The sequence below is a fragment of the Streptomyces zinciresistens K42 genome (genome assembly GCF_000225525.1).
Taxonomy (GTDB): domain Bacteria; phylum Actinomycetota; class Actinomycetes; order Streptomycetales; family Streptomycetaceae; genus Streptomyces; species Streptomyces zinciresistens.
Genome location: NZ_AGBF01000103.1, coordinates 1 through 24,076, shown reverse-complemented (window position 1 = coordinate 24,076; position 24,076 = coordinate 1). Strand labels below are relative to the sequence as shown.

Annotated in this window: 21 protein-coding genes and 1 tRNA gene; 10 read left to right on the top strand and 12 right to left on the bottom strand. The window is 71.7% G+C overall.

Annotated features, from left to right (window positions below; translation table 11 throughout):
* Positions 1 to 52: 52 nt before the first annotated feature.
* The 4 genes from SZN_RS23775 to SZN_RS23760 are packed head-to-tail and all read right to left on the bottom strand — an operon-like array spanning position 53 to position 3,428.
* Positions 53 to 1,042 (bottom strand): NAD(P)H-dependent flavin oxidoreductase, encoded by a 990-nt coding sequence (locus SZN_RS23775; protein ID WP_050815110.1) that lies wholly within the window; start codon positions 1,040 to 1,042, stop codon positions 53 to 55.
* 56 nt (positions 1,043 to 1,098) lie between these two features.
* Entirely contained in the window at positions 1,099 to 1,818 is a 720-nt protein-coding gene (locus tag SZN_RS23770; protein ID WP_007499515.1) for a CoA-transferase subunit beta, read from the bottom strand.
* Positions 1,819 to 1,823: 5 nt separating this feature from the next.
* Positions 1,824 to 2,660 carry a CoA transferase subunit A gene (locus SZN_RS23765; protein WP_007499513.1) on the bottom strand — a complete coding sequence of 279 codons (837 nt, stop codon included), beginning with the start codon at positions 2,658 to 2,660 and terminating at the stop codon, positions 1,824 to 1,826.
* Positions 2,661 to 3,428 (bottom strand): enoyl-CoA hydratase family protein, encoded by a 768-nt coding sequence (locus SZN_RS23760; RefSeq protein WP_007499510.1) that lies wholly within the window; start codon positions 3,426 to 3,428, stop codon positions 2,661 to 2,663. It abuts the gene before it with no gap.
* A 54-nt stretch (positions 3,429 to 3,482) separates the two neighbouring features.
* On the opposite strand from SZN_RS23760, the gene SZN_RS23755 reads away from it, so the two are divergent.
* Both SZN_RS23755 and SZN_RS23750 read left to right on the top strand, forming a co-directional pair.
* Positions 3,483 to 4,238: an SDR family oxidoreductase gene (locus SZN_RS23755; RefSeq protein WP_007499508.1), complete on the top strand. Its 756-nt coding sequence runs from the start codon at positions 3,483 to 3,485 to the stop codon at positions 4,236 to 4,238.
* On the top strand, positions 4,235 to 5,140 hold the full coding sequence (locus SZN_RS23750) for an SDR family oxidoreductase (protein ID WP_007499506.1): 906 nt from the start codon (positions 4,235 to 4,237) through the stop codon (positions 5,138 to 5,140). The genes SZN_RS23755 and SZN_RS23750 overlap by 4 nt, the downstream gene beginning before the upstream one ends.
* Positions 5,141 to 5,231: 91 nt before the next feature.
* On the opposite strand, the gene SZN_RS23745 is transcribed toward SZN_RS23750, so the two are convergent.
* Positions 5,232 to 6,128: a hypothetical protein gene (locus tag SZN_RS23745; RefSeq protein ID WP_043732675.1), complete on the bottom strand. Its 897-nt coding sequence runs from the start codon at positions 6,126 to 6,128 to the stop codon at positions 5,232 to 5,234.
* 189 nt (positions 6,129 to 6,317) lie between these two features.
* Here SZN_RS23745 and SZN_RS23740 point away from each other — a divergent pair, with 189 nt between their 5' ends.
* From SZN_RS23740 to pyk, 7 genes are all read left to right on the top strand, one after another.
* Complete coding sequence (locus SZN_RS23740; RefSeq protein WP_007499502.1) at positions 6,318 to 7,082, top strand: S1 family peptidase; 765 nt, start codon at positions 6,318 to 6,320, stop codon at positions 7,080 to 7,082.
* A 173-nt stretch (positions 7,083 to 7,255) separates the two neighbouring features.
* Positions 7,256 to 7,621 (top strand): chorismate mutase, encoded by a 366-nt coding sequence (locus tag SZN_RS23735; RefSeq protein ID WP_007499501.1) that lies wholly within the window; start codon positions 7,256 to 7,258, stop codon positions 7,619 to 7,621.
* 183 nt (positions 7,622 to 7,804) lie between these two features.
* A complete protein-coding gene (gene pepN / locus SZN_RS23730) occupies positions 7,805 to 10,303 on the top strand; it encodes an aminopeptidase N (protein WP_007499499.1) in 2,499 nt (832 codons plus the stop codon).
* Between the two features lie 247 nt (positions 10,304 to 10,550).
* A complete protein-coding gene (locus SZN_RS23725; RefSeq protein ID WP_043732672.1) occupies positions 10,551 to 11,930 on the top strand; it encodes a pyridoxal phosphate-dependent decarboxylase family protein in 1,380 nt (459 codons plus the stop codon).
* Positions 11,927 to 13,357: a lysine N(6)-hydroxylase/L-ornithine N(5)-oxygenase family protein gene (locus SZN_RS23720; protein WP_007499494.1), complete on the top strand. Its 1,431-nt coding sequence runs from the start codon at positions 11,927 to 11,929 to the stop codon at positions 13,355 to 13,357. The genes SZN_RS23725 and SZN_RS23720 overlap by 4 nt, the downstream gene beginning before the upstream one ends.
* A gap of 299 nt (positions 13,358 to 13,656) precedes the next feature.
* Positions 13,657 to 14,346 (top strand): SIMPL domain-containing protein, encoded by a 690-nt coding sequence (locus SZN_RS23715; protein ID WP_007499492.1) that lies wholly within the window; start codon positions 13,657 to 13,659, stop codon positions 14,344 to 14,346.
* Positions 14,347 to 14,490: 144 nt separating this feature from the next.
* Positions 14,491 to 15,927 (top strand): pyruvate kinase, encoded by a 1,437-nt coding sequence (pyk, locus tag SZN_RS23710; RefSeq protein WP_007499490.1) that lies wholly within the window; start codon positions 14,491 to 14,493, stop codon positions 15,925 to 15,927.
* A gap of 44 nt (positions 15,928 to 15,971) precedes the next feature.
* Here the strand turns inward: pyk and SZN_RS23705 are convergent, their stop codons facing one another.
* Together SZN_RS23705 and SZN_RS23700 are read right to left on the bottom strand one after the other, a co-directional pair.
* Entirely contained in the window at positions 15,972 to 16,745 is a 774-nt protein-coding gene (locus SZN_RS23705; protein WP_007499489.1) for a helix-turn-helix domain-containing protein, read from the bottom strand.
* A 106-nt stretch (positions 16,746 to 16,851) separates the two neighbouring features.
* Positions 16,852 to 16,926 (bottom strand) — tRNA-Leu (locus SZN_RS23700).
* Between the two features lie 101 nt (positions 16,927 to 17,027).
* Here SZN_RS23700 and SZN_RS23695 point away from each other — a divergent pair.
* Positions 17,028 to 17,684 carry an ANTAR domain-containing response regulator gene (locus tag SZN_RS23695; protein ID WP_007499487.1) on the top strand — a complete coding sequence of 219 codons (657 nt, stop codon included), beginning with the start codon at positions 17,028 to 17,030 and terminating at the stop codon, positions 17,682 to 17,684.
* A gap of 85 nt (positions 17,685 to 17,769) precedes the next feature.
* Here the strand turns inward: SZN_RS23695 and SZN_RS23690 are convergent, their stop codons facing one another.
* The 5 genes from SZN_RS23690 to SZN_RS23670 all read right to left on the bottom strand — a co-directional run bounded on the left by SZN_RS23690 (position 17,770) and on the right by SZN_RS23670 (position 23,482).
* Positions 17,770 to 18,486 carry an ABC transporter ATP-binding protein gene (locus SZN_RS23690; RefSeq protein WP_007499486.1) on the bottom strand — a complete coding sequence of 239 codons (717 nt, stop codon included), beginning with the start codon at positions 18,484 to 18,486 and terminating at the stop codon, positions 17,770 to 17,772.
* Positions 18,483 to 19,349 (bottom strand): ABC transporter ATP-binding protein, encoded by an 867-nt coding sequence (locus SZN_RS23685; protein ID WP_078508866.1) that lies wholly within the window; start codon positions 19,347 to 19,349, stop codon positions 18,483 to 18,485. Before SZN_RS23685 ends, SZN_RS23690 begins: the two co-directional genes overlap by 4 nt.
* A 5-nt stretch (positions 19,350 to 19,354) precedes the next feature.
* Positions 19,355 to 21,199, bottom strand: a complete 1,845-nt coding sequence (locus SZN_RS23680) for a branched-chain amino acid ABC transporter permease (RefSeq protein ID WP_007499483.1) — start codon at positions 21,197 to 21,199, stop codon at positions 19,355 to 19,357.
* A gap of 5 nt (positions 21,200 to 21,204) precedes the next feature.
* Positions 21,205 to 22,134: a branched-chain amino acid ABC transporter permease gene (locus SZN_RS23675; protein ID WP_007499481.1), complete on the bottom strand. Its 930-nt coding sequence runs from the start codon at positions 22,132 to 22,134 to the stop codon at positions 21,205 to 21,207.
* 115 nt (positions 22,135 to 22,249) lie between these two features.
* Positions 22,250 to 23,482, bottom strand: a complete 1,233-nt coding sequence (locus tag SZN_RS23670) for a branched-chain amino acid ABC transporter substrate-binding protein (RefSeq protein ID WP_007499479.1) — start codon at positions 23,480 to 23,482, stop codon at positions 22,250 to 22,252.
* Between the last annotated feature and the right edge of the window lie 594 nt (positions 23,483 to 24,076).

Sequence of the window (24,076 nt, the reverse complement as noted above, 5' to 3'; positions counted from 1 at the left end):
CCGCGACCGCGGAGCCGCCCCCGCCCGGTCGGGGACTCCCGGCGCCGCGGCCCTACGGCCCTGCCACCCGGCGCCCCGCGGCCTCGGCCTCCCTCATGATCCGCTCCACCAGTTCCGCGCACGACGGCAGGTCCTCGATGACCCCGGCGACCTGGCCCGCGGCCATCACGCCGAGGTCCGTGCGCCCGTCCACCATCGACGCCCTCAGCAGCATCGGGGTGTTCGCGGCGAGCAGGACCTGCGCCCAGCTCAGGTCCCTGCCGTGGCGGAGCGCGCGGCCGTCCCGCAGCATCGCGGTCCAGCTCGCCCCCGACAGCCTGCGGTAGCCGGCCGCCCGGCGGAGCGCGTGCCACAGCGCGCGGGCCCGCCCGGACCGTTCCAGGGCGTCGACCAGGTCGGTGCGCAGCATCCGGTGGGGCAGGCCGTCCACGGCAGTGGTGACGGTGACCTCGCGCACCGTCGCGGCCAGATACCGCGCCTTGACGGCGTCGGGCACCGTGGAGTCCGAGGTGAGCAGGAAGCGGGTGCCCATGGCGACGCCGGCCGCGCCGTAGGCCAGGGCCGCCGCGAGTCCGCGCCCGTCGAAGAAGCCGCCCGCCGCCACCACCGGGATGTCCACGGCGTCGACCACCTGCGGCAGCAGCACCGTCGTCGCCACCTCGCCGGTGTGGCCGCCGCCCTCCGCGCCCTGCACGATCACCGCGTCCGCCCCCCAGGCGGCGACCTTCTCGGCATGCCTGCGCGCGCCGACGGACGGGATCACGGCCACGCCCGCCTCCTTCAGCCGCGCCATCAGCGCGGGGGAGGGCGCGAGGGCGAAGGAGGCCACCCGCACCCCCTCGGCGATCATGACGTCCACCCGGTCACCGGCGTCCTGGGCGTCCGCCCGCAGATTCACCCCGAACGGCGCGTCCGTACGGGACCTGACCTCCCGTATCGCCTCCCGCAGCCGGTCGACGTCCATGGTCGCCGAGGCGAGGACGCCGAGCGCACCCGCGTTCGCCGCGGCCGACACCAGCCGCGGGCCCGCGACCCAGCCCATGCCCGTCTGCACGATCGGGTGGCGCACCCCGGTCAGCCGGGTCAGCGGTGTCTCCCTCACCCGGCGACCTCTCCGGCGCGGGTGTTCCCGGGGTCGATCACCTCGCGGATCAGCCGCAGTTCCTCCGCGGTGGGCGGCCGGGTCCGCGGCACGCCGTCCGGGACCGCCAGGTCGAACGAGGTCGCCTCCCGCACCTGTCGCGGGGTGACCCCCGGGTGCAGAGAGACGGCCCGCATCGTGTGGTCGGGGGTGGCGAAGTCGAAGACGCCCAGGTCGCTCACGACCCGGACGACACGGTGGTAGCGGGCGCCGTCCGCACGGTCGTAGCCCACCCCGCACACCAGGTCGACCTTCTCGACGAAGACCCGCCGCGAATGCCGCGGGACCCAGTAACTGGTCGGGTTGTTCAGCGTGTTGACCGGAGCCCCGCGCACCCCCAGCAGCTGCCGCGCGGGCCGCTCCCAGTCGCCGATGCACGAGATGTTCTGGTTGCCGAACCGGTCGATCTGGCTCGCGCCCATCATCACGTGCCGCCTCCCCCCGGCGACCAGCGCGAGATGCGCGCGGTACGGCAGCCAGCCCTCGACCGTGCCGTCCGGGCGCACCAGCAGCGCCTCGCCGTCGGTCAGCAGCAGATCGGGCGAGAAGGTGAGCCGGGCGAGGCGGGCGCCGACGGAGGGGATCAGCCCCATCGGGCTCGCCAGGACCTCGCCCGCGTCCCGCCATGCCTCGGCGCACGCGATCACGCAGTGCTCGGCCCGGGTGGCCGGCGTCATGGCGCTCACGCCCCCTCCCCGGCGGCCGGCGGGTACGCCGGTGCGTCCCCGCCGAGATAGTGCGCCGCGAACTCCGGCCACGGCGTGCGCGCGTAGCCGCGCTGGGCGGCCTCGTCGCGCCCGTAGTCGGGGGCGCAGGAGGTGAAGTGCGCGCCGCCGGGCGCCTCCACGACACCCGTCACCGTGTGCCGTCTGATCAGCAGGGACTGCGGGGGCGCCGCCCCGGTCAGCTCGGCGGTGTCCACGATCCGCTCGCAGGAGACGTAGGCCGTGTCGGCGGCCTCGCAGAAGAGGTCGTCGAAGTAGGGGTCGGGGCCCAGGTACCGGCCGTTGCCCAGCCGGTCGGCGCGGTTGACGTGCACCAGGGCCGCGTCCAGCCGCAGAGCGGGCATCGCCACGAACGTCTCGCCGTCGCCGTAGGGCGAGGTCACCGTCCGCAGGCCGGGGTTGACCCGCATCACGTCCGAGCCGGTCCCGGCCCGCACCGGCAGGAACGGCATCCGGTGCGCGGCGGCGCGCAGCCCCCACAGGAACATCGCCTCGTCGATCTCCATGAGGCCGAACGCGCCGCGCTCGCGTGCCGCGCGGTAGTGCGGTTCCAGGGGGATGGAGTCCAGGGTGACGAAGGCGGCGACGAGGGTGCGGATACGGCCCGCGGCGGCGAGCATCCCGACGTCCGGACCGCCGTACGAGACGACGGTGAGATCGTCGACGTCCGTCTTCAGCAGCGCCCTGACCAGGGCCATCGGCTTGCGGCGGGAGCCCCAGCCGCCGATGCCGAGCGTCATGCCGCTGTGCAGGCGGGAGACGGCCTCCTCGGCGGTCATCGTCTTGTCGCCCATCTACGCGTCCTCCGTCCCGAAGCGGGCCCGCACCCGGTCGCCGACCCCTTCGAGGCCGGCCTCGAAGGTGAAGCCCTGCTCGAAGCGGTAGCTGCGGCGCACGTCCACCGGGTCGATGCCGTTGATCGCGGCCTTCGCCAGCCGCAGCAGCCGCCCGTCCTTCGCGGCGATCTCCCGCGCCAGCTCCAGGGCCGCCGCGCGCAGTCCGTCCCCCGGCACGACCCGCCACACCGAGCCGTGCGCGTGCAGTTCGGCGGCGGTGGCGGTGCGCGAGGTGTAGTACAGGGCGCGCATCAGGTGCTGCGGGACGAGCCGGGACAGATGGGTGGCCGCGCCCAGCGCGCCCCGGTCCAGCTCGGGCAGCCCGAACCGGGCGTCCTCGCTCGCCACGATCGCGTCCGCGTTGCCCACCAGGCCGATGCCGCCGCCCAGGCAGTGGCCCCGCACCTCCGCGACCACGGGCACCTCGCAGTCGTAGACCGCGGCGAACGCGGCCGCGCAGGCGCGGTTGGCGCCGATCAGGGCAGGGGACCCGGCGCGCTGGAGCTCCTTGATGTCCACGCCCGCGTTGAACCCGCGCCCCTCGGCGGCCAGGACCACACAGCGGACCCGCGGATCGCGGCCCGCGGCCAGCACCGCGTCGGCCAGCGCGAACCAGCCGTCCACCGGCAGGGCGTTCACCGGCGGGAAGTCGACCGCGACGCGCGCGATTCCCGCTTCCCGCGCTCCCCGCGCGCCGTTTTCCGGGAACGAGGTGCAGACACCCATGGCCGCATCAGCTACCTTTCCACCAAACGTTTGTTAGGTGAAGGGTAGCCGGGCATGGGGCTGGACGGAAAGACCGTCGTCGTCACGGGCGGCACACGCGGGGTCGGCGCGGGCATCGCACGGGCCTTCGCGGCGGCCGGCGCCGACGTGCTGACCTGCGCCCGCCGCCCGCCCGAAGTCCCCGTCCCCGGGACCCGGTTCGCCCCCCTCGACCTGCGCGACCCGCAGGCGGTGCGCGCCTTCTTCGCCGCGCTGCCCCGGGTGGACGTCCTCGTCAACAACGCGGGCGGCACCCCCTACCGGCGGCTCACGGACGCCGGCGCCGAGCATCACGCGCGCGTGATCGAGCTGAACCTGCTCACCCCGCTGACCGCGTCCCTGGCCGCCCACGAGCACCTGGCGCGGGCCCGCGGCTGCGTCGTGATGATCGGCAGCGTCAGCGGCGAACGCCCCTCGCCCGGATCGGCGGCCTACGGCGCCGCGAAGGCCGGACTCGACAGCCTCGCCCGCTCCATGGCCGTCGAATGGGCGCCGCACGTACGCGTCAACACCGTGGTCGTCGGCATGGTCCGCACCGAGCGCGCCCACCAGCACTACGGCGGCGAGGACGGCGTCGTCGCGGTCAGCGGCACCGTCCCGCTCGGCCGCCTCGCCGTACCCGCCGACGTGGGCGCGGCCGCCGTGTTCCTCGCCTCGGACGCCGCCGCCTACATCAGCGGAGCCGCCCTGCTCGTGCACGGCGGGGGAGAGCGGCCCGCGTTCCTCGACGCCGCGACGGTGAACAACGGCCGGCAAGGAGACCTGGAATGAGCGGGATCTGCGCGCGACGCGTCGTCGCCGTCACCGGAGCGGGCCGCGGCCTCGGACGCGCGCACGCGCACGCGTTCGCCGCCGCGGGCGCCCGCGTCGTCGTCAACGACCTCGGTGTCGGCCTCGACGGCACCCCGGCCGCCGGCGGCCCGGCCCGGCAAGTGGCCGACGAGATCCGCGCCGCGGGCGGCGAGGCCGTCGCGCACGCCGGCGACATCGCCACCACCGCCGGGGCCGCCTCCCTCGTGGCCACGGCCCTGGAGGCGTACGGCCGGATCGACACCCTCGTCAACAACGCCGGCTTCCTGCGCGACCGGATGCTGGTCAACCTCGGCGAGGACGACTGGGACGCCGTCCTGCGCGTCCACCTCAAGGGCCACTTCCTGCCCATGAAGCACGCCGCGGCGCACTGGCGCGCCGAGGCGAAAGAGGGACGCGCCCCGGCCGCGCGGATCGTCAACACCAGCAGCGGAGCGGGCCTGCTGGGCTCCCTCGGGCAGGCCAACTACAGTGCCGCGAAAGCCGGGATCGTCGCACTGACGCTGGTCGCCGCCGCCGAACTCGCCCGCTACGGCGTCCAGGTCAACGCCGTGGCCCCCGCGGCCCGCACCCGTATGACGCAACACACCTTCGCCGCCTCCATGGCCGCGCCGGAGTCGGGCTTCGACGCCATGGCCCCGCAGAACGTCTCCCCGCTCGTCGTCTGGCTCGGCTCCGCGGCGAGCGAGGGGGTGAGCGGCCGGGTCTTCGAGGCCGAGGGCGGCAGGATCACCGTGATGGAGGGCTGGCGGGCCGGGCCCACGGCCGACCGGGCGGCCCGCCGGACCCCGCAGGAGGCCGGCGAGACGGCCCGCGCGCTCCTGGAGCGGGCGGCACGCCCGGGACCGGTCTACGGGGCCTGAGCGCCGCCCCGCGAAGCGGCCGGACCCGCGCCCAGGTGCCGCATGCCCGCGCACGGGCAGGCCGCCGGACGTGCCGCGGCCGGGCCCGCGCTCAGGTGTCGCATTCGAGCACCGTCCGGCACAGCCCGCAGCGCGCCCTGACCCGCCCGCGCACCGGCACCCGGATCCGCTGCCCGCAGACGGGACACGGGAACGACACCCTCAGCGGTCCCGGACCCGGCGGCACGAACGCGTAGGACGCACCGGGCAGTTCACCGCCCTCGCCGCGGTCCCGGGCGCGGTGCCGGTCGCGGGCGTAGCGGCGGCGCCCCGTCCAGCCGGCGGCCGTCAGCGGCGGCTCCCGCCCGTCGTGCCGGGCCCGCGCCATCCCCTCGCCGTACGCCGTGTACGCCTGCGGGCTGGTGAACCACACCGACGGGTCCTCGGCGAAGACCAGTGCCCGCTTGGCGAGGACGTACCCGAACTCCTCCGGCGTCAGATAGCCCAGCTTCTGCGAGGACACCCCGTCCTCCCGGTAGGCGTCCAGGAGCAGCCACCCCGCACCCAGGTACGCCGCCACCGTGTCCGTGAGGATCTCGTTGTCCCGGGTGCCGGGGAACGACAGCCCCAGGCGGTGCAGGTACACGTGCGTCACCTCGTGGGCCAGCGCCGCCCCGATGTCCCGGCGATGCGCGCGGAACCGGTCGTTCAGCTCGACGAAGTACTCCGGCCCCGCGGTGAGTTCGACGTTCGCCGCGTGCGACATCTCGCGGAAGCCGACGATCAGCCGCGCGTCCGGCAGCCGGTAGTGCCGCACCATCTCGCGGGCCACCCGCTGCGCGCCCGGATACAGGTCGTCGGTGTCGCAGAACGCCACGTCGGCCGGCGCCACGCTCGCCGCGAAGGTGCGGACGCCGTCGTACGACAGGCGTCTGTACAGCGCCGTGATCGAGGCCCGCACCGTGTCGAGGTGCGGGAAGCCGTGCCGGACCGGTCCGCCGTTCGCCACGCCGACCCCCAACGTCGTGCGCCCGATGTCCACTCTACGGGGAGGTGAGGGGAATTTCCCGGGCGGGGTTCCACCCCCGGCACGTGAGATCCGTCCTTGCCCCGACCGCCTTCCGATCCCCATACTGCGGGCCGCCAACACGCCACGGAAGGACGTAAGTTGACCCTCAGATCGCCCAAGAGAAGCGGCATGATCCTGGCCAGGCGGGCCGCGGCGGTGGGCGCCGTCGCACTCGCGGTGGCCTCCCTGCAGCCCCTCGGCGCCCAGGCCGCCTCCACCCGCATCGTCGGAGGAACGCCCGCCGCGCAGAACGAGTTCCCGTTCATGGTCCAGCTCTCCATGGGCTGCGGCGGCGCGCTCTACAAGAAGGACGTCGTCCTGACCGCCGCCCACTGCATGAACGGCTCCGGCAACGACACCAGCATCACCGTCACCGCCGGCGCCAACGACCTGAACGCCCCCGGCGCGATCAAGGTCAGGTCGACCAAGGTCAAGGTGGCCCCCGGCTACGACGGCACCGGCAAGGACTGGGCGCTGATCAAGCTCGCCCGGTCCGTCGACAGGCCCACGCTGAAGATCGCCACCACGGACCGCTACAACCGCGGCACCTTCACCATCGCCGGATGGGGCGACACCCAGGAGGGAGCCGGCACGGGCACGACCAAGCTCCGCAAGGCGAACGTCCCCTTCGTCACCGACCGCGTGTGCAAGCGGCAGTACGGAAACCGGCTGGTGTCGAAGGAGGAACTGTGCGCCGGCCAGCAGCGCGGCGCCATCGACACCTGCCAGGGCGACTCCGGCGGCCCCATGTTCCGCAAGGACGACGCGAACAAGTGGATCCAGGTCGGCATCGTCAGCTGGGGTGACGGCTGCGCCCGCAGCGGTGCGCCCGGCGTCTACACCGAGGTGAGCACCTTCGCCAAGGACATAGCCCGCGCGGCGTCCGCCCTGTAGGGCGGCGGCCGCACCCGGACGGTGCCCCGGCACGGCCCCGGGGCACCGCCTTCCGGTGCCCGGCTTCCGCGGGGCCGCCGGCCGCGGCGATCCCGCCCGCCGGTCCGCCGTGAGCGGACGGGCGGGCGGACCGGCAGACCGGCGGGGCGCGACGCCCCGTAGGCTGAGCGCCCATGACCAGCAACACGTCCTCCGGTGCCGTCGACCCGTCCGTGCGCGAGGAGCTCGCCCGGCTGCGCGACAGCATCGACAACATCGACGCGGCCGTCGTCCACATGCTCGCCGAGCGCTTCAAGTGCACCCAGCAGGTCGGCCACCTCAAGGCCCGCCACCAGCTCCCGCCCGCCGACCCCGCCCGCGAGGCCCGGCAGATCGACCGGCTGCGCGCCCTCGCCGAGAACGCCAAGCTCGACCCCGCGTTCGCCGAGAAGTTCCTGAACTTCATCATCGCCGAGGTGATCCGCCACCACGAGAGCATCGCGGAGGACACCACCCACGCCACCGCGCCCGCGGCGGACCCGGCCCGGGACCGGACCTGACACACGCGCGGCGGACCCGGCCCGGGACCGGACCTGACACACGCGCCGACAGGCGACTCCGGACGCGGCACCGGCCCTCTCGCACCACGCGCCACCGGACTCGACACCGGACGGCAACCGGACATCACGCCCTTACCGATCCTCCCCTGTGCCTGGCCAGCGGCATCAGGCAGCATGTCGTGCATGTCCGTACTGACGCGCGACGAAGCGCAGACCCGTGCCCAGCTCCTCGACGTCCACCGCTACACGATCGCACTCGATCTGACCACCGGGGACGACACCTTCGACTCGCGCACCCTCATCACCTTCACCACGGGCGCGGCCGCGGACACCTTCATCGAGATCAAGCCGGCCGAACTGCGCTCCGTCACCCTGGACGGACACCCCCTCGACCCGGCGAGCCTGGACGGCACCCGGTTCCCCCTGCCGAACCTCACCGCCGGCGACCACGAACTGCGCGTCGACGCCGCCATGCGCTACTCCCGCACCGGCGAGGGCATGCACCGCTTCACCGACCCCACCGACGGCGAGACCTACCTCTACACCCAACTCGCGATGGACGACTGCAAGCAGGTCTTCCCCGCCTTCGACCAACCCGACCTCAAGGCCGTCTTCGACGTGTCCGTCAAGGCCCCCGAGAGCTGGACCGTCCTCGCCAACGGCGTCACCTCCTACCTCCCCGACGAGGACCGCTGGCAGGCCGCACCCACCCCGCCGATCTCCACCTACCTCGTCGCCGTCGCCGCCGGCCCCTGGCACTCCGTACGCACCGAACACCGCGGCCTGCCCTTCGGCATCCACTGCCGCCGCTCCCTCGCCCCCCACCTCGACGCCGACGCCGGCGAACTCTTCGAGGTCACCCGGCAGTGCTTCGACCGCTTCCACGAGAAGTTCGAGGAGCCCTACCCCTTCGACTCCTACGACCAGGCGTTCGTCCCCGAGTTCAACGCCAGCGCCATGGAGAACCCCGGACTGGTCACCTTCCGCGACGAGTTCGTCTACCGCTCCGCCGTCACCGACACCGAGCGCCAGACCCGCGCCATGGTCGTCGCCCACGAGATGGCCCACATGTGGTTCGGCGACCTCGTCACCCTGCGCTGGTGGGACGACATCTGGCTCAACGAGTCCTTCGCCGAGTACATGGGCTACCAGATCTGCGCCGAGGCCACCCGCTTCACCGACACCTGGACCGACTTCGGCGTCGCCCGCAAACCCTGGGGCTACGACGCCGACCAGCGGCCCTCCACCCACCCCGTCGCCCCCGAAGGCGTCGAGGACACGGCCTCCGCCATGCTCAACTTCGACGGCATCTCCTACGCCAAGGGCGCCTCCGCCCTGCGCCAACTCGTCGCCTGGCTCGGCGAGAAGGACTTCCTCGCCGGCATCAACACCCACTTCGCCCGCCACAGGTTCGCCAACGCCACCCTCGCCGACTTCATCGACTCGCTCGCCTCCGCGACCGAACGCGACGTCCACGCCTGGGCCGACAGCTGGCTGCGCACCACCGGCGTCGACACCCTCACCCCCGTCCTCACCCCCGGCGAGAACGGCGTGCGCACCCTCACCGTCGACCACACGGGAAGCCGCCCCCACCGCATCGCCGCCGGCCTCTACGACCTCGACCTCGGCGACAACGAGGGCCACCTCACCCTGCGCGAACGCCTCCACCTCGACGTCCCGCAGCACGCACCCCTGCCCATCGGCAAGCGCCCGGCCCTGCTCCTGCTCAACGACCGCGACCTCACCTACGCCAAGATCCGCTTCGACCCGGACTCCTACGACACCGTCCGCAAGAACCTCTCCGGACTGCCCGACCCGCTCACCCGCGCCGTCGTCTGGAACGCCCTGCGCGACGCCGTCCGCGACGGCGAACTGCCCCCAGCCGCCTACCTGGAGGCCGCCCGCACCCACCTCCCGCGCGAGACCGACCTGGCCGTCGTCCAGGCCGTCCTCGCCTTCGCCGCCGCCCAGGTCGCCGACCGCCTCCTGCCCGCCGGCGAACGGCCCGCCGCCCTCGCCACGCTCTCCGCCCTGTGCCGCGACCTCCTGCGCCGCACCGAGGACGGCGACAACCCCGGCCTGCGCCTGATCGCCGTACGCCACTTCATCGACGTCGCCGCCCACCCCGACACCATCGCCGCCTGGCTCGCCGACGGCACCGTGCCCGGCGGCCCCGAACTCGACCCCGACCTGCGCTGGCGCGTCCTGGCCCGGCTCGCCGTGCTCGGCGCCGCCGACGAACGCGCCATCGCCGCCGAGTCGCAGCGCGACCCCAGCGCCACCGGCCGGGAAGGCGCCGCCCGCTGCCGGGCCGCCCTGCCCGACGCCGACGCCAAGGCACGCGCCTGGGACGCCCTGTTCGCCACGGACACCGCCGGCGACCTCTCCAACTACCTGTTCACCGCCACCGCCCAGGGCTTCTGGCAACCCGAACAGGCCGACCTGCTCCAGCAGTACGTACCGCGCTACTTCCAGGACGCGGTGGCCCTGGCCGCCCGCCGCGGCCCCGCCATGGCCGACGCCGCCGGCCGCCACGCCTTCCCGCTGTACGCCGTCGACGCCGAAGCCGTACGCCTGGGCGAGGAGTGCCTGCGCGACGCCGAGCCCGTCCCCGCACTGCGGCGCAGGCTCGCCGACCAGCTCGACGACCTCGCACGCGCCCTCAGAGTCCGCCGGCACTGACCACCCCGGACCGGGGGCGGGCACCACCCCGCCCCCGACAGACCCCGGAGCACCTTCCCCACCCGGAGGAGGCATCGCGGGTCACACCGCCCCGCCTCTACTCCCTCCACCCCCCGCGCGTCCCCGACACGCCCACCGTCCCCGGGAAATACCCCCTTTCGGGTTTCGGTCGTCGCTCTTCCCAGGTGCCGTCACGCCACCGCGTTCAAGCTGGACACACCGCATGCCCAGCGCCCGGGAGGACTCGATGAGCACGCCTGCGCCCCTCGCCTCCGGCCCCCAAGGCACCGACGCCCTAAGGCCGTTGCTCGACACCGTGCTCGACGCGCTCGACGAGGGCGGCCGGGCCCGCCGCGGACCCCTGCCCCCCGGCGGCCCCGCCGCCGTGGCCGCCAAGGTCCGCCACACCCTCGGCGACGCCCTGCCCGACCACGGCGACCCCGACGCCCTGCACACCCTCGTCCGCCTCCTCGCCGAAACCGCCACCGACCCCGCCGACCCCCTGTGCGCCGCCCACCTCCACGGCCCGCCCCTCGCCACCGCCACCGCCGCCGACCTCGCCGCCAGCGCCCTCAACCCCTCCCTGGACAGCTGGGACCAGGCACCCGGCGCCTCGGAACTGGAAGCACTCGTCACCGCCGCACTCGCCCACCAGGTCTACGGCGACCCGCCGACCCCCGCCCCCGACGCCCTGATCACCACCGGCGGCACCGAGTCCAACCAACTCGCCCTCCTCCTCGCCCGCGAAGCACACGGCGCCGGACTCCGGCTCGTCCACGGCGCCAACGCCCACCACTCCCTGCCCCGCGCCGCCTGGCTGCTCGGCCTGCCCGACCCCGTCGCCGTACCCGCCCCCGCCGGCACCCTCGACCCCGCCGCCCTCGACGACGCCCTCACCCGGCTCCCCGGCCCCCACCTCGTCGCCGCCACCGCCGGCACCACCGACGCCGGACTCATCGACCCCCTCCCCGAGATCGCCGCCCGCTGCGCCGCCCACGGCGCCCGCCTCCACATCGACGCCGCCTACGGCGCGGGACTCCTCTTCAGCGACCGCCACCGCCACCGGCTCACCGGCCTGCACGCCGCCCACACCGTCACCCTCGACCTGCACAAACTCGGCTGGCAACCCGTCGCCGCCGGACTCCTCGCCGTCCGCGACCCGCACGACCTCGACGCCCTCCACCACCGCGCCGACTACCTCAACGCCCACGACGACACCGAAGCCGGCCTGCCCGACCTCCTCGGCCGCTCCCTGCGCACCAGCCGCCGCCCCGACGCCCTCAAGATCGCCGTCACCCTGCGCACCCTCGGCCGCCACGGCCTCGGCCGACTCGTCGACCAAGTCTGCGACACCGCCCACCACTTCGCCGCCCTCGTCCACGACCACCCCGGCTTCGAACTCCACCAGCCGCCCACCATCAGCACCGTCCTGTTCCGGCCCGCCCACGCCCCCGACACCGCCGTGGCCGCCGTACGCCGCACCCTCCTCACCGACGGCCACGCCGTCCTCGGCCGGGCCCGCGCCGACGGACGGCTCTGGCTCAAAGCCACCCTCCTCAACCCCCGCACCCGCCCGGACCACCTGGCCCGCCTCCTGAAACTGGTGGAAGGAAACACCCCCGGATGAGCCCGCAGTCCCACCCCCGGCGCCCCGAACCCGACACCCCCCGCGACCTCGTCGGCATCGGCATCGGCCCCTTCAACCTCTCCCTCGCCGCCCTCGCCCACCCCCTCGCCGACCTCGACGCCGTCTTCTACGAACAACGCCCCGCCTTCCACTGGCACCCCGGACTCCTCATCGACGGCTCCCGCCTCCAAGTCCCCTTCCTCGCCGACCTGGTGACCCTCGCCGACCCCACCAGCCCCTGGTCCTTCCTCGCCTACCTGCGCACCCGCGACCGGCTGTTCCCCTTCTACTTCGCCGAGCGCTTCCACATCCAGCGCGCCGAATACGACGCCTACTGCCGCTGGGTCAGCGAGAACCTCCCCGCACTGCGCTTCGGCCACCAGGTCGACGCCGTCCGCTTCAACCCCGAACGCGGCCTCCTCGAAGTCGACTTCAACCAACCCGGCCCCGAAGGCCAACCCCCCACCCCGACCCGCACCCACACCCGCAACATCGTCCTCGGCATCGGCACCGAACCCCACATCCCCGAACCGCTGCGCCCCCTCGTCGACACCCCCGCCGCCCCCGTCATCCACGCCGCCGACTACCTCGCCCACCGCGACACCCTGCTCACCGCAGGCCACATCACCGTCGTCGGCTCCGGACAGTCGGGCGCCGAGATCTTCCTCGACCTGCTGCGCCACCGCCCCGCCGGACACGAGGCACTGCACTGGATCGGCCGCACCGACGCCTTCGCCCCCATGGAGTACTCCAAGCTCGGCCTGGAGCACTTCACCCCCGACTACACCCGCTACTTCCACTCCCTCGCCGAACCCGTCCGCGACCGCCTCACCGCCTCCCAATGGCAGCTCCACAAAGGCATCGACGCCGACACCCTCGCCGCCATCCACGACGAGCTCTACCGCCGCACCCTGCACGGCGGCTGGCCCGACACCGTCCTCACCCCCGGCGTCCGCGTCCGCACCGCCGGCCGCATCGCCACCACCAGAGTCGAACTCCACCTGGAACACCTCCACCAGAACACCCGCTCCCGGCTCACCACCGACGCCGTCGTCCTCGCCACCGGCTACCGCGAACGCCCCCTCGACCGCCTCCTCGCCGGCCTCGACCCCTACCTCCGCCGCGACAGCCAGCAACGCCCCCGCATCGACGACCGGTACCGCCTCGTCATGGACCCCGTCGTCACCGGCTCCGGCTGCCACGTCCACGTCCAGAACGCCGAACGCCACACCCACGGCGTCGGCGCCCCCGACCTCGGCCTCGCCGCCTGGCGCAGCGCCACCATCCTCAACGCCGTCACCGGCAAGGAGACCTACCCGCTGCCCACCCGCACCGCCTTCACCACCTTCGGCCTGCGCCGGCAGGAACCCCGCATCCCCCGCGCGCGCCGCCCCGAAGAACTCACACCCCTCATGGACGTGAACTGAGCCCCCCGCCCCACCCCGCCAGACCTCGCAACACCGCGGTCCCGTTCCGCGCGAGCCGCCCGTCCACCCACGCGAAGCCCCTCGGACACAGCACCCCCCTCGCGGTCACCCACTCCGCCATCCGGGCGCGGATCTCCTTCGACCTCGCCCCACCCCCCGGCCCGGCGGTCGCCGACACGCGTAGATCCGACGCGCCGAGACTCCGACCTCTGCACGCCGAAACGGCACAGCCCCCGAAGACCCCGACCCGATGACCGACAACGCCCCCCACCCCGGCGACCGATGACACAGTGGACCCCATGACCACCCCCACCGAACAACCCCGCCCCACCACCCCCCACCTCACCGTCCGCGGCGAAGCCCACCTCGAAACCGACCCCGAGACCGCCCGCATCGACATCACCGTCACCTCCCGGGGCAAGGACCGCCGCACCGCCCTCGACGACCTCACCCGCCGCAACACCACCGCCCTCGACCTCGTCAAGACCTACGGCGACGCCGTCGAACGCCTGGAGACCGGCACCCTCTCCCTCAGCCCCGAACTCAAGGACAAAGGCCGCGGCGAACGCGTCCACGCCTACCACGGCCGCGTCCACATCACCGCCGTACTCAACGACTTCACCGCACTCGGCGAACTCACCACCCGCCTCGCCGACCTCGACCTCACCCGCGTCGACGGCCCCTGGTGGGCCCTGCGCCCCGACTCCCCGGCCCACCGCCAGGCACGACAGCAAGCCGTCCGCGAAGCCGTCCAGCGCGCCCGCGAATACGCCCAGGCCCTCGGCGCCGACCTCGCCGACCTCCTCGAAATCGCCGATCTCGGCACCGAGAACACCCCACCCCACCCCCAGCCCGGCCACCGCATGCGCACCCTGGCCTACGGCACCGACGACGACACCGAAGCCGCCCCCCTCGACCTCGCACCCCAGCGCCAGCACCTCCACGCCCAGGTCAACGCCCGCTTCACCATGACACCCCCACACCTGTGAAACACCCCGGCGGGGCACCCCCACCCGCTCATCGGAGCGCCCCACCGCACACTTCGCCCCTTGTCAATAACCCTTCAAGCAAAGGTCGTTGAGTCGTCACGCGACACCAATTCGCTACCCGCCGGTACGTCATAGGGTCGACACATGCGCCGAGCGAAGATCGTCTGCACCCTGGGCCCCGCCACCGACTCCTACGAGCGGATAAAGGCACTGGTCGACGCCGGAATGGACGTCGCCCGCTTCAACCTCAGCCACGGCGACCACGCCGACCACGAGGAGCGCTACCAGCACGTGCGCAAGGCCGCAGACGAGACCGGCCGCAGCGTCGGCCTCCTCGCCGACCTTCAAGGCCCGAAGATCCGCCTCGGCCGCTTCACCGAAGGACCCGTACTCCTCGAACGCGGCGACACCTTCACCCTCACCGTCGAGGAAGGCGCCGAAGGCGACCGCCACCAGTGCGGCACCACCTACACCGGCCTCGCCACCGACGTCACCCCCGGCGAACGCATCCTCGTCGACGACGGCAAGGTCTGCCTCGAAGTCACCTCCGTCGACGGCCCCCGCGTCCACACCACCGTCGTCGAAGGCGGCATGGTCTCCGACCACAAGGGCCTCAACCTCCCCGGCGTCGCCGTCTCCGTCCCCGCACTCTCCGACAAGGACGAAACCGACCTGCGCTGGGCCCTGCGCACCGGCTTCGACGTCATCGCCCTCTCCTTCGTCCGCTCCGGACGCGACATCGAGGACGTCCACCGCATCATGGACGAGGAAGGCCGCCGCCTCCCCGTCATCGCCAAGATCGAGAAGCCGCAGGCCGTCGACGCCATCGACGGCATCGTGGCCGCCTTCGACGGCATCATGGTCGCCCGCGGCGACCTCGGCGTGGAAATGCCGCTGGAACAGGTGCCCATCGTCCAGAAGCGCGCCGTCAAACTCGCCCAGCGCAACGCCAAACCCGTCATCGTCGCCACCCAGATGCTCGACTCCATGATCGAGAACGCCCGCCCCACCCGGGCCGAGGCCAGCGACGTCGCCAACGCCGTGATCGACGGCACCGACGCGGTGATGCTCTCCGGCGAGACCAGCGTCGGCAAACACCCCGTCGAAACCGTCCGCACCATGGCCAAGATCGTCGAAGCCGCCGAGGAAGACCTCCTGGCCAAGGGCCTGCCGCCGCTGACCGAGCGCAACAAGCCCCGCACCCAGGGCGGCGCCGTCGCCCGCGCCGCCGCCGAGATGGGCGACTTCCTCGGCGCCCGCTTCCTCGTCGCCTTCACCCAGTCCGGCGACACCGCCCGCCGGCTGTCCCGCTACCGCTCCCCGATCCCGCTGCTCGCCTTCACCCCGGAACCGGCCACCCGGTCCCAGCTCAACCTCACCTGGGGCGTGGAGACCTTCCTGGGCCCGCACGTCGACTCCACGGACGCCATGGTCGACCAGGTGGACGAACTGCTCCTGAAGTACGGCCGCTGCCGCAAGGGCGACACGGTCGTCATCACCGCCGGCTCGCCCCCGGGCGTCTCGGGCTCCACGAACCTGGTCCGCGTCCACCACATCGGCGAGGACGACAGCCCCAGGTAGCCCCGCGAGGGCCCCGCCCGGCGGGGCCCTCCCGCCGCGCGGAGTCAGTGCTTGGGCCCGACATGGACGTCCATGAGAGCGACGGACGCCTTGCGGGCCACCGAGATGTTGAGCGGGTCGCAGCCGCGGGCCAGCGTGGTCCACTCGACCCCGACCCGGTCCAGGGCGTCGGTGTAGAGCCTCCTGATGTCGTCCGACCGGTTGGTGAAGAAGTACCGCGGATACTCGTAGCGCTTGCGTGCGCCGGCCACCGTGCGAGTCGTCCAGTTGGTGATCCGGCAGCCGTCGGAATGGACGAGACCGCGCACGAACTCCCAGGGACGGGCGTCGACGATCGCCTGCTGCCAGGGCTCCAGGACGATCGCACGCTCGTGCTTCCGGCCGGGGCCGTGCTGGGGGAAGAGGCAGGGCCAGTGCTTGCTGGAGCCCGTGACGGCGACACAGCCCTGCTTCCCGACCCGCCACACGCTGTTGTCCGGGCGCACGGACCGCATGGCGGACTCGCAGGCGTCGATGATGCCGGGCCAGGCGTTGTCCAGCACGATGCGCAGGAAGTGGACGCCCCTGCGGTGCGCGCTGATGCAGCCGTCACCGAGATAGAGGCCCAGCAGATAGGCGTACGCCGCCGGGTCCTCGGGCGGGCCCGGAACGTCCCGGCACCGGGGACAGGGGCCGCCGCCTCGCCGCCGGGGTTCGAGACGCGTCCGCCAGGAGCGGATGGCCGCGCGGGAGATGCCCGTCTCCTTGCTGACCGAGTTCAGGCTGCGGCCGGCGGCGACCAGGGCCAGCGCCCGCTTGCGTGTGCCGATGTCGTACATGCGTACACACTGCGAGAGCGATCGCGACGACGCGCGCGAAAAAGCGGATGTTCACGGGAACGTGGACATCCGCTTCTTAATGGTGACCTTCGAATCGAAGGAAAAGTGCCCCGGGTCGGACTCGAACCGACACTGTATGGGTTTTGAATCCATTGCCTGCTGCCAATTGGGCTACCGGGGCCCAGTGAATCGAAGGTTCACCTCGACCCGCTGCCCGTCCACCTTATCGCAGCTGGGTAGGCTCTTGGGAGCAGTACCCCTGCCCCTGAACGAGGAGCCCCCGTGAGCGCCCCCGAGTCGCCCCAGCCCGTAGACGCGCCCGACGACGACAAGTCGCACGTGCCTCCGCTGACGACCCGTGTCGTCATCGCCGAGGACGAGGCGCTGATCCGGCTCGATCTCAAAGAGATGCTCGAGGAGGAGGGGTACACCGTCGTCGGTGAGGCCGGTGACGGTGAGCAGGCGGTGGAGCTCGCCCGGGAGCACCGGCCGGACCTCGTGATCCTCGATGTGAAGATGCCGAGGCTGGACGGTATTTCGGCGGCCGAGAAGATCGCCGAGGAGAGTATCGCCCCGGTGCTGATGCTGACCGCGTTCTCGCAGCGCGACCTGGTGGAGCGGGCCCGGGACGCGGGTGCGATGGCGTATCTGGTCAAGCCGTTCAGCAAGAGCGACGTGGTGCCGGCGATCGAGATGGCGGTCTCGCGGTTCACGGAGCTGCGGGAGCTGGAGAAGGAGGTCGCCGACCTCACCCAGCGGCTGGAGACGCGCAAGCTGGTGGACCGGGCGAAGTCGGTGCTGCAGACGGAGTACGGGCTGTCGGAGCCGGCCGCGTTCCGCTGGATCCAGAAGACCTCGATGGACCGCCGGATGTCGATGCAGCAGGTGGCGGAGGCCGTCATCCAGGACGCGGACGAGAAGAAGGCCGCGAAGGGCTGAGGCGGCGGCGGGGCGCGGGCCCCGCGGACGTGGGCGAGGCCCGTGCCCCTGACCGGGGGGCACGGGCCTCGCTCGTGTGGGTGTGTCAGTCCTCGCCGAGGTACGCCTTGCGCACCGACTCGTCGTGCAGGAGGTCCTGCCCGGAGCCGGACAGGACGATCTTGCCGACCTCCATGACGTGGCCGTGGTCGGCCAGGGAGAGCGCGGCCTGGGCGTTCTGCTCGATGAGCAGGATGGTGGTGCCCTGGGACTTGAGGTCCTGGATGGTCGCCATGATCTTCTGCATCATGATCGGGGAGAGGCCCATGCTGGGCTCGTCGAGCATGAGCAGTTTCGGCCGGGACATCAGTGCCCGTCCCATGGCGAGCATCTGCTGCTCGCCGCCGGAGAGGGTGCCGGCGGCCTGCTTGCGGCGTTCCCCGAGGATGGGGAAGAGGTCGTAGGCGCGCTGGATGTCCTTCTCGATGCCTTCCTTGTCGCTGCGCAGGAAGGCGCCGAGGCGGAGGTTGTCCTCGATCGTCATGCGGGGGAAGATGTGCCGCCCCTCGGGGGAGTGCGCGAGTCCGAGGGAGACGACCTTGTGGGCGGGGATCTTCTTGAGCGACTTGCCGTCGAAGCGGATGTCGCCGGAGAGGGGCTGGAGCAGGCCGGACAGGGTGCGCAGGGTGGTGGTCTTGCCGGCGCCGTTGGTGCCGATGAGGGTGACGACCTCGCCGGCGTCCACCGTGAACGAGATGCCTTTGACGGCCTCGATCTTGCCGTAGGCGACCCTGAGGTCCTCGACTTCGAGGAGTGCGGTCACTTGTCGTCCCCTTCCGTGGTGCTGTGCGCTTCGGCCGCCTCGACCTCGGCGGCTTCCGCGGCACCGGGCTCGCCCTCGAAGGGGGTGCCGAGGTAGGCGGCGATGACGCGTTCGTCCGCCTGGACGACCTCGGCGGGTCCTTCGACGATCTTCTCGCCCTGGACGAGTACGGCGACCCGGTCGCAGAGGTTCATGATGAACCGGATGTCGTGTTCGATGACGAGGACGGCGATGCCCTTGTCGCGGATGGCGAAGATGAGTTCCTCGGCGGCGCGGGTCTCCTGCGGGTTCATGCCGGCGGTCGGTTCGTCGAGGAGGAGCAGGCCGGGTTCGCTTGCGAGTGCTCGGGCGATCTCCAGCTTGCGCTGTTCGCCGTAGGGCAGGTTGCGGGCGAGGTGGTCGGCCTTGGCGGCGAGGCCGGTGAACTCCAGGAGTTCCATGGCTCGTTCGCGTGAGGTCTCTTCGGCTCTCCGGAAGCCGGGGAGGCGCAGGAGGGCGGACCAGAGTCCTTCCTTGGTGCGGGTGTGCCGTCCGACCAGCACGTTTTCCAGGACGGTCATGTTGGCGAAGAGCCGGATGTTCTGGAAGGTGCGGGCGATGCCGGCCTGGGTGACCAGGTGGGGCTTGGGCGGCAGGACGGTGCCTTTGTAGGCGACCTTGCCCTCGGTCGGCACGTAGAGGCCGGTGAGGCAGTTGAAGAAGGTCGTCTTGCCGGCGCCGTTGGGGCCGATGAGGCCGACGATCTCGCCGGTGTTGACGGTGAGGTCGACGTCGCGGACGGCGGTGAGGCCGCCGAAGCGCATGGTGACGCCGCTGGCGTCGAGCACCGTGGTGGTGGCGGGTGCGGTCGTGGTGGTGGTCATGGTGGTCACGCCCCTGCCTTGGCGACGCCGGTGGCGCCTTCGGGCAACGGCTTGTCCTCCGGTACGTCGAGCTGTCCGGTCTCGTGGAATTCGAGCTGCTTCCTGCGGTCGGCGACCAGGCCCTCGGGGCGGAAGCGCATCAGCAGCATCAGGGCGATGCCGAAGAGGAGCAGCTGGTACTCCGCCATGAACTGGAGCTTGGCCGGGATGAGGTAGAGCAGTGCGGCGCCGATGAGGGGGCCGCTGATGGTGCCCATGCCGCCGAGGATGACGGCGGCGAGCAGGAAGGCCGAGTTGGGCGGCACGGAGCCGGCGAACTGGTACTGCTCGGGGGTGACGCTGTAGGAGACGTGGGCCTGGACGGTGCCGGCGAGGCCGGCGAGGCAGGCGCCGAGTGCGAAGGCGAGCAGCTTGAGGCGGAAGCTGTTGATGCCCATGGCGGTGGCGGCGGTCTCGTCCTCGCGGATGGCGACCCAGGCGCGGCCGATGCGGGATTCGGCGGAGCGGCGGAAGACCATGACGACGACGGCTGTGAACAGCAGCATCAGCAGGTAGTAGTTGCCGGAGCGGGTCAGTTCGGTGCCGAGGACGTTGTGCGGTACGCCGAAGTTGAATCCGAACAGTTCCAGGTCGGGGATGTTCGGGACGCCGTTGGAGCCGTTGGTGACGTCGGGTCCGCTGCGGCCGTTGAGGTTGTTCATGGTGATGCGGAAGATCTCACCGAAGCCGAGCGTGACGATGGCGAGGTAGTCGCCGCGCAGGCGCAGGGTGGGTGCGCCGATGACCACGCCGAAGATGAGCGAGGCGAGGGCGCCGGTGAGGACCGCGGCCCAGAAGGGGAACTGGACGCCGATGGTCGACTGCGGGGAGCCGGAGACCAGGGCGGCGGCGTAGGCGCCGACGCCGAGGAAGGCGACGTAGCCGAGGTCGAGGAGGCCGGCGAGGCCGACGACGACGTTGAGGCCCAGGGCGACGGTGGCGAAGATGAGGATGTTCGCGCCGATGAGGGCGAACTGGTCGTTGCTCTGGGTGAAGGGGAAGCAGATCGCCGCGACGAAGGCTGCCGCGAGGGTGACGTTGCGGTGTTTGGCGGTCAGGGCGGACAGGCGCTTGAGGAGTCCTGCGCGGTTGACGGCGCTGAAGCCGAAGGCGGCGATGATGAGGAAGCCGATGAAGGCTTCGGAGTATTCGGTGCGGATGCCGTACGCGAAGATGAAGAGGCCCGCTCCGAAGCCGCCGGTGATGATGAGGATCTCGGCCCAGGCGGGGAGGTCCTTGGCGCGGCCGGGTTCGGGGGAGCTGAGTGCGTGGCGGAGGCGGAACCAGAGGTTGACCCAGTGGTGGGGGTGGGGGTCGCCGGGGTCGTGGGGCTGGTCGGTGGGGAGGCCGAGGGCGCCGATGACGGCGGCGAGGGCGCCGATGCCGGAGACCCAGGCTCCGGGTTCGAGGTTGACGGCGCCGCCGAGTTCGTAGCTGATGGCGCCCATGGCGTAGCCGGTGGTGGCGAGTACGCCGAGTGCGGAGAGCAGTACGGGGCTGTTCTTGCCGCCGGGGGTGAGCCAGCGCAGTCCGGGGATGTCGTAGCCGGAGAGGGTGAACAGCAGGGTGAGGAGGGCGCCGACGAGGGTGAGGACCTGGAGGCCGCCGGGGTAGCCGGTGACGGTCAGGTTGCCGGGGAACTCCTTGGTCCAGGTCCAGGCGAGGAAGGTGCCTATGAGGGCGAGGGCGGAGCCGGCGACGGTGAGTGCGCGGGCCGCGGGGTGCGGCAGGGGGACGAGGGGGGTCGTCGGGGGCGGGGTCACCGGGGTGGCGGTGTCGGTGGTCTTGTTCATGGGGGTTTCGGTGGTCATGGGTGTCACGCCCGATCCGCGACGCGTTCGCCGAGCAGACCCTGGGGTCTGATCAGCAGGACGAGGATGAGGAGGGTGAAGGCCCATACGTCCTTCCAGGCGCCGCCGCCGAAGAGGTCCATGCCGGGGATCTCGCCGATGTAGCCGATGGCGAGGGATTCGGTGACGCCGAGGACGACGCCGCCGAGCATGGCGCCGTAGATGTTGCCGATGCCGCCGAGGACGGCGGCGGTGAAGGCTTTGAGGCCCATCAGGAAGCCCATGCGGAAGCCGACCTGGCCGTTCTTGAGGCCGTAGGCGACCGCGGCGATGGCGGCGAACGCGGCGCCGATGGCGAAGGCCATGACGATGATGCGGTCGGTGTTGATGCCCATGAGCTTGGCGGTGTCGGGGTCCTGGGCGGTGGCCTGCATGCCGCGGCCGGCGCGCGTCTTGGTGACGAAGAAGCCGAGGGCGAGCATGCACAGCGGGGCGGCTATGAGGACGAAGAGGTCGCCGCGCTGGACGCTGGCGCCGAGGATGTCGACGGGTCCGCCTTCGAACTGCGGGAAGGGGCGGTCCTTCTTCGCGTCGGGGTACCACATCCATACGGCCTGCTGGAGGACGATGGACAGGCCGATGGCGGTGATGAGGGGGGCCAGCCGTGGCGCGGTGCGCAGGGGCCGGTAGGCGAAGCGTTCCGCCGCGGTGGCGACGGCGACGGAGACGAGGACGCCGCCGACGATCATGAGGGGGACGGCTGCGGCGAGGCCGAAGCCGGAGGGGAGTACCAACCAGACGGTGAGGGCCCCGAAGCCCCCGACCATGAAGATCTCGCCGTGGGCGAAGTTGATGAGCTGGACGATGCCGTAGACCATCGTGTAGCCGATCGCGATGAGTCCGTACATCGCGCCGAGGATGAGTCCATTGGCCAGCTGTTGCGGCAGTTCGTTCACCGCAGGGCCTCCGTGGGAGTGGTTCGGATATGGCGCCGCGCGGGAGCGCTGATGTGCGATCCCGCGCGGCCTGGATCAATGTGGGAGTGGAAGAGTGCTCTCTGCTCGTCCTCTGCTAGCCCAGCTTGGGGGAGGCGCTGTACTCGGCCGCCCACGCGTTGCTCTTGACCTTGTAGGCGGTCATGAGGGTGTTGGTGGTGTCACCGAACTCGTCGAAGGAGATGGTGCCGGTGACGCCGTCGAACTTGACCTTGGCCATGGCGTCCAGGACGGCCTTGCGGCCGTCGGACGGGACCTTGCCGCCGTTGCCCTCGACGGCGAGCTTGACGGCCTCGATGACGGACCAGGTGGCGTCGTAGGTGAGGCCGCCGTAGGCCTCGTAGTCGTCCTTGTAGCCGCCGGCCTTGTAGTTGGCGATGAACTCCTTGGCGGAGGGCAGCTGCTCGACGGGCTTGCCGACGGAGGTGGCGAGGTCGCCCTCGGCCTTCTTGTTGAGCTTGGGGAACTCGGCGGAGTAGATGCCGTCGCCGCCCATGAGCGGGATCTTCTGGCCGCTGTCCTTGAGCTGCTGGCTCAGGGGGGCGGCGGCCGGGTACTCGCCGCCGTAGTAGAGGGCTTCGGCGCCGGTCTTCTTGATCTTGGCCACGACGGCGTTGAAGTCGCGGTCGTCGGGGTTGATGTTGTCGGAGTCGACGATCTTGCCACCGAGCTTGGTGAAGTTGGCCTTGAAGGACGCGGCGAGGCCGGCGCCGTAGGTCTTCTGGTCGTCGATCAGGTAGACCTTCTTCTTGCCGGCCTTGCTGAAGAGGTAGTCGGCGGCGAAGGCGCCCTGGACCTCGTCGGTGGTGGCCGTGCGGAAGAACGTCTTGAACTGGCGGACGGAGTTGCCGGTCTTCCAGCCGTCGCCCTGGGTGAGCTCGGTGCCGGTGTTGGCCGGGGAGATCTGGACCAGGCCGGCGTCGTTGAACGGCTTCTGCATCTGCTGCGAGACGCTGGAGTTCAGCGGGCCGACGACGCCGAGGACGTCCTTGTTGTTGATCAGCTTGACGGCGTTCTGCTGGCCGACGGTGGGCTGCGCCTGGTCGTCGAGGGCTTCGATCTTGAACTCGACGCCCTTGACGTAGCCCTTCTTGTTGGCGATCTTCGCGGCGAGGTCGGCGGAGTTCTTGATGCCGAGGCCGAGGGCCGACAGGTCGCCGGTCAGCGGGGCGTCGACGCCGATCACAACTGTGGTCTTGTCGCCGTTGCTGCTGCCGCCGCCGTTGTCGTCACGCGACCCACATGCCGTGAGTGTCAGCGATCCCGCCGCGAGCGCGGCGGTGATGGCGATGATCGAACGTTGACGCACGAATCAGGTCCTTTCCCTGGCACGGCGGTTCCCCGTGGAACGCGCCGAGTCGAGCGCTGGGTCGAAGTGACTTCGATTCCTGTGGCTCGGTGACTGGCCGTGACTCTAAGCGCGTGTGGGGAACATGGAGGAGGCTCTGACCAAGGCTGTGACTCTCTTGTTATGACACGGGGTAACACAGAGCGGTACTCCGTGGGGGGAAGAGTGGATTTCCAGCCGATTCGCCCTGTCCGCATGGTGAGAACGCGCAGCGCTCGCGCGTAGCTTCTTCATGAGTGTCCGCATGTTTTGGTAATGACTGACGTCGTTGCCTGAGGTCGCCGGGCGATTTACCGGGTGGTGCGGCAAAGGCGATCTCCGCGGGCGCAGCGGGGGGCTTTCATTGCAGCCGTATTACGCAGCGTTACAGGCGTGAAAGGCGTGCGGCGGCCTCCCGGTTTTCCGTGTAGCGGGCACGAAAGTGGAATTGCGGATTACCGGGCCGGCTCCGTGGCCCCGCGGTCGGCTCGCCGTTTCGGCGCCGCTTCCCGCGCGGGGCGCGCGTGGGGCGGTCGACCGGCCGGGCGGCGGCTGCCCGCGCGCACGGCTCGGCGG

Bases quoted from the DNA above. Each gene is read 5' to 3' on its own strand.
- SZN_RS23765 (WP_007499513.1), bottom strand. From the start codon at position 2,660: ATGGGCGACAAGACGATGACCGCCGAGGAGGCCGTCTCCCGCCTGCAC.
- SZN_RS23735 (WP_007499501.1), top strand. From the start codon at position 7,256: ATGACCAGCAACACGTCCTCCGGTGCCGTCGACCCGTCCGTGCGCGAG.
- SZN_RS23750 (WP_007499506.1), top strand. From the start codon at position 4,235: ATGAGCGGGATCTGCGCGCGACGCGTCGTCGCCGTCACCGGAGCGGGC.
- SZN_RS23680 (WP_007499483.1), bottom strand. From the start codon at position 21,199: ATGACCACCGAAACCCCCATGAACAAGACCACCGACACCGCCACCCCG.
- SZN_RS23770 (WP_007499515.1), bottom strand. From the start codon at position 1,818: ATGACGCCGGCCACCCGGGCCGAGCACTGCGTGATCGCGTGCGCCGAG.
- SZN_RS23725 (WP_043732672.1), top strand. From the start codon at position 10,551: ATGAGCACGCCTGCGCCCCTCGCCTCCGGCCCCCAAGGCACCGACGCC.
- pyk (WP_007499490.1), top strand. From the start codon at position 14,491: ATGCGCCGAGCGAAGATCGTCTGCACCCTGGGCCCCGCCACCGACTCC.
- pepN (WP_007499499.1), top strand. From the start codon at position 7,805: ATGTCCGTACTGACGCGCGACGAAGCGCAGACCCGTGCCCAGCTCCTC.
- SZN_RS23740 (WP_007499502.1), top strand. From the start codon at position 6,318: ATGATCCTGGCCAGGCGGGCCGCGGCGGTGGGCGCCGTCGCACTCGCG.
- SZN_RS23760 (WP_007499510.1), bottom strand. From the start codon at position 3,428: ATGGGTGTCTGCACCTCGTTCCCGGAAAACGGCGCGCGGGGAGCGCGG.
- SZN_RS23775 (WP_050815110.1), bottom strand. From the start codon at position 1,042: ATGGGCTGGGTCGCGGGCCCGCGGCTGGTGTCGGCCGCGGCGAACGCG.
- SZN_RS23715 (WP_007499492.1), top strand. From the start codon at position 13,657: ATGACCACCCCCACCGAACAACCCCGCCCCACCACCCCCCACCTCACC.
- SZN_RS23720 (WP_007499494.1), top strand. From the start codon at position 11,927: ATGAGCCCGCAGTCCCACCCCCGGCGCCCCGAACCCGACACCCCCCGC.
- SZN_RS23685 (WP_078508866.1), bottom strand. From the start codon at position 19,349: ATGACCACCACCACGACCGCACCCGCCACCACCACGGTGCTCGACGCC.
- SZN_RS23755 (WP_007499508.1), top strand. From the start codon at position 3,483: ATGGGGCTGGACGGAAAGACCGTCGTCGTCACGGGCGGCACACGCGGG.
- SZN_RS23705 (WP_007499489.1), bottom strand. From the start codon at position 16,745: ATGTACGACATCGGCACACGCAAGCGGGCGCTGGCCCTGGTCGCCGCC.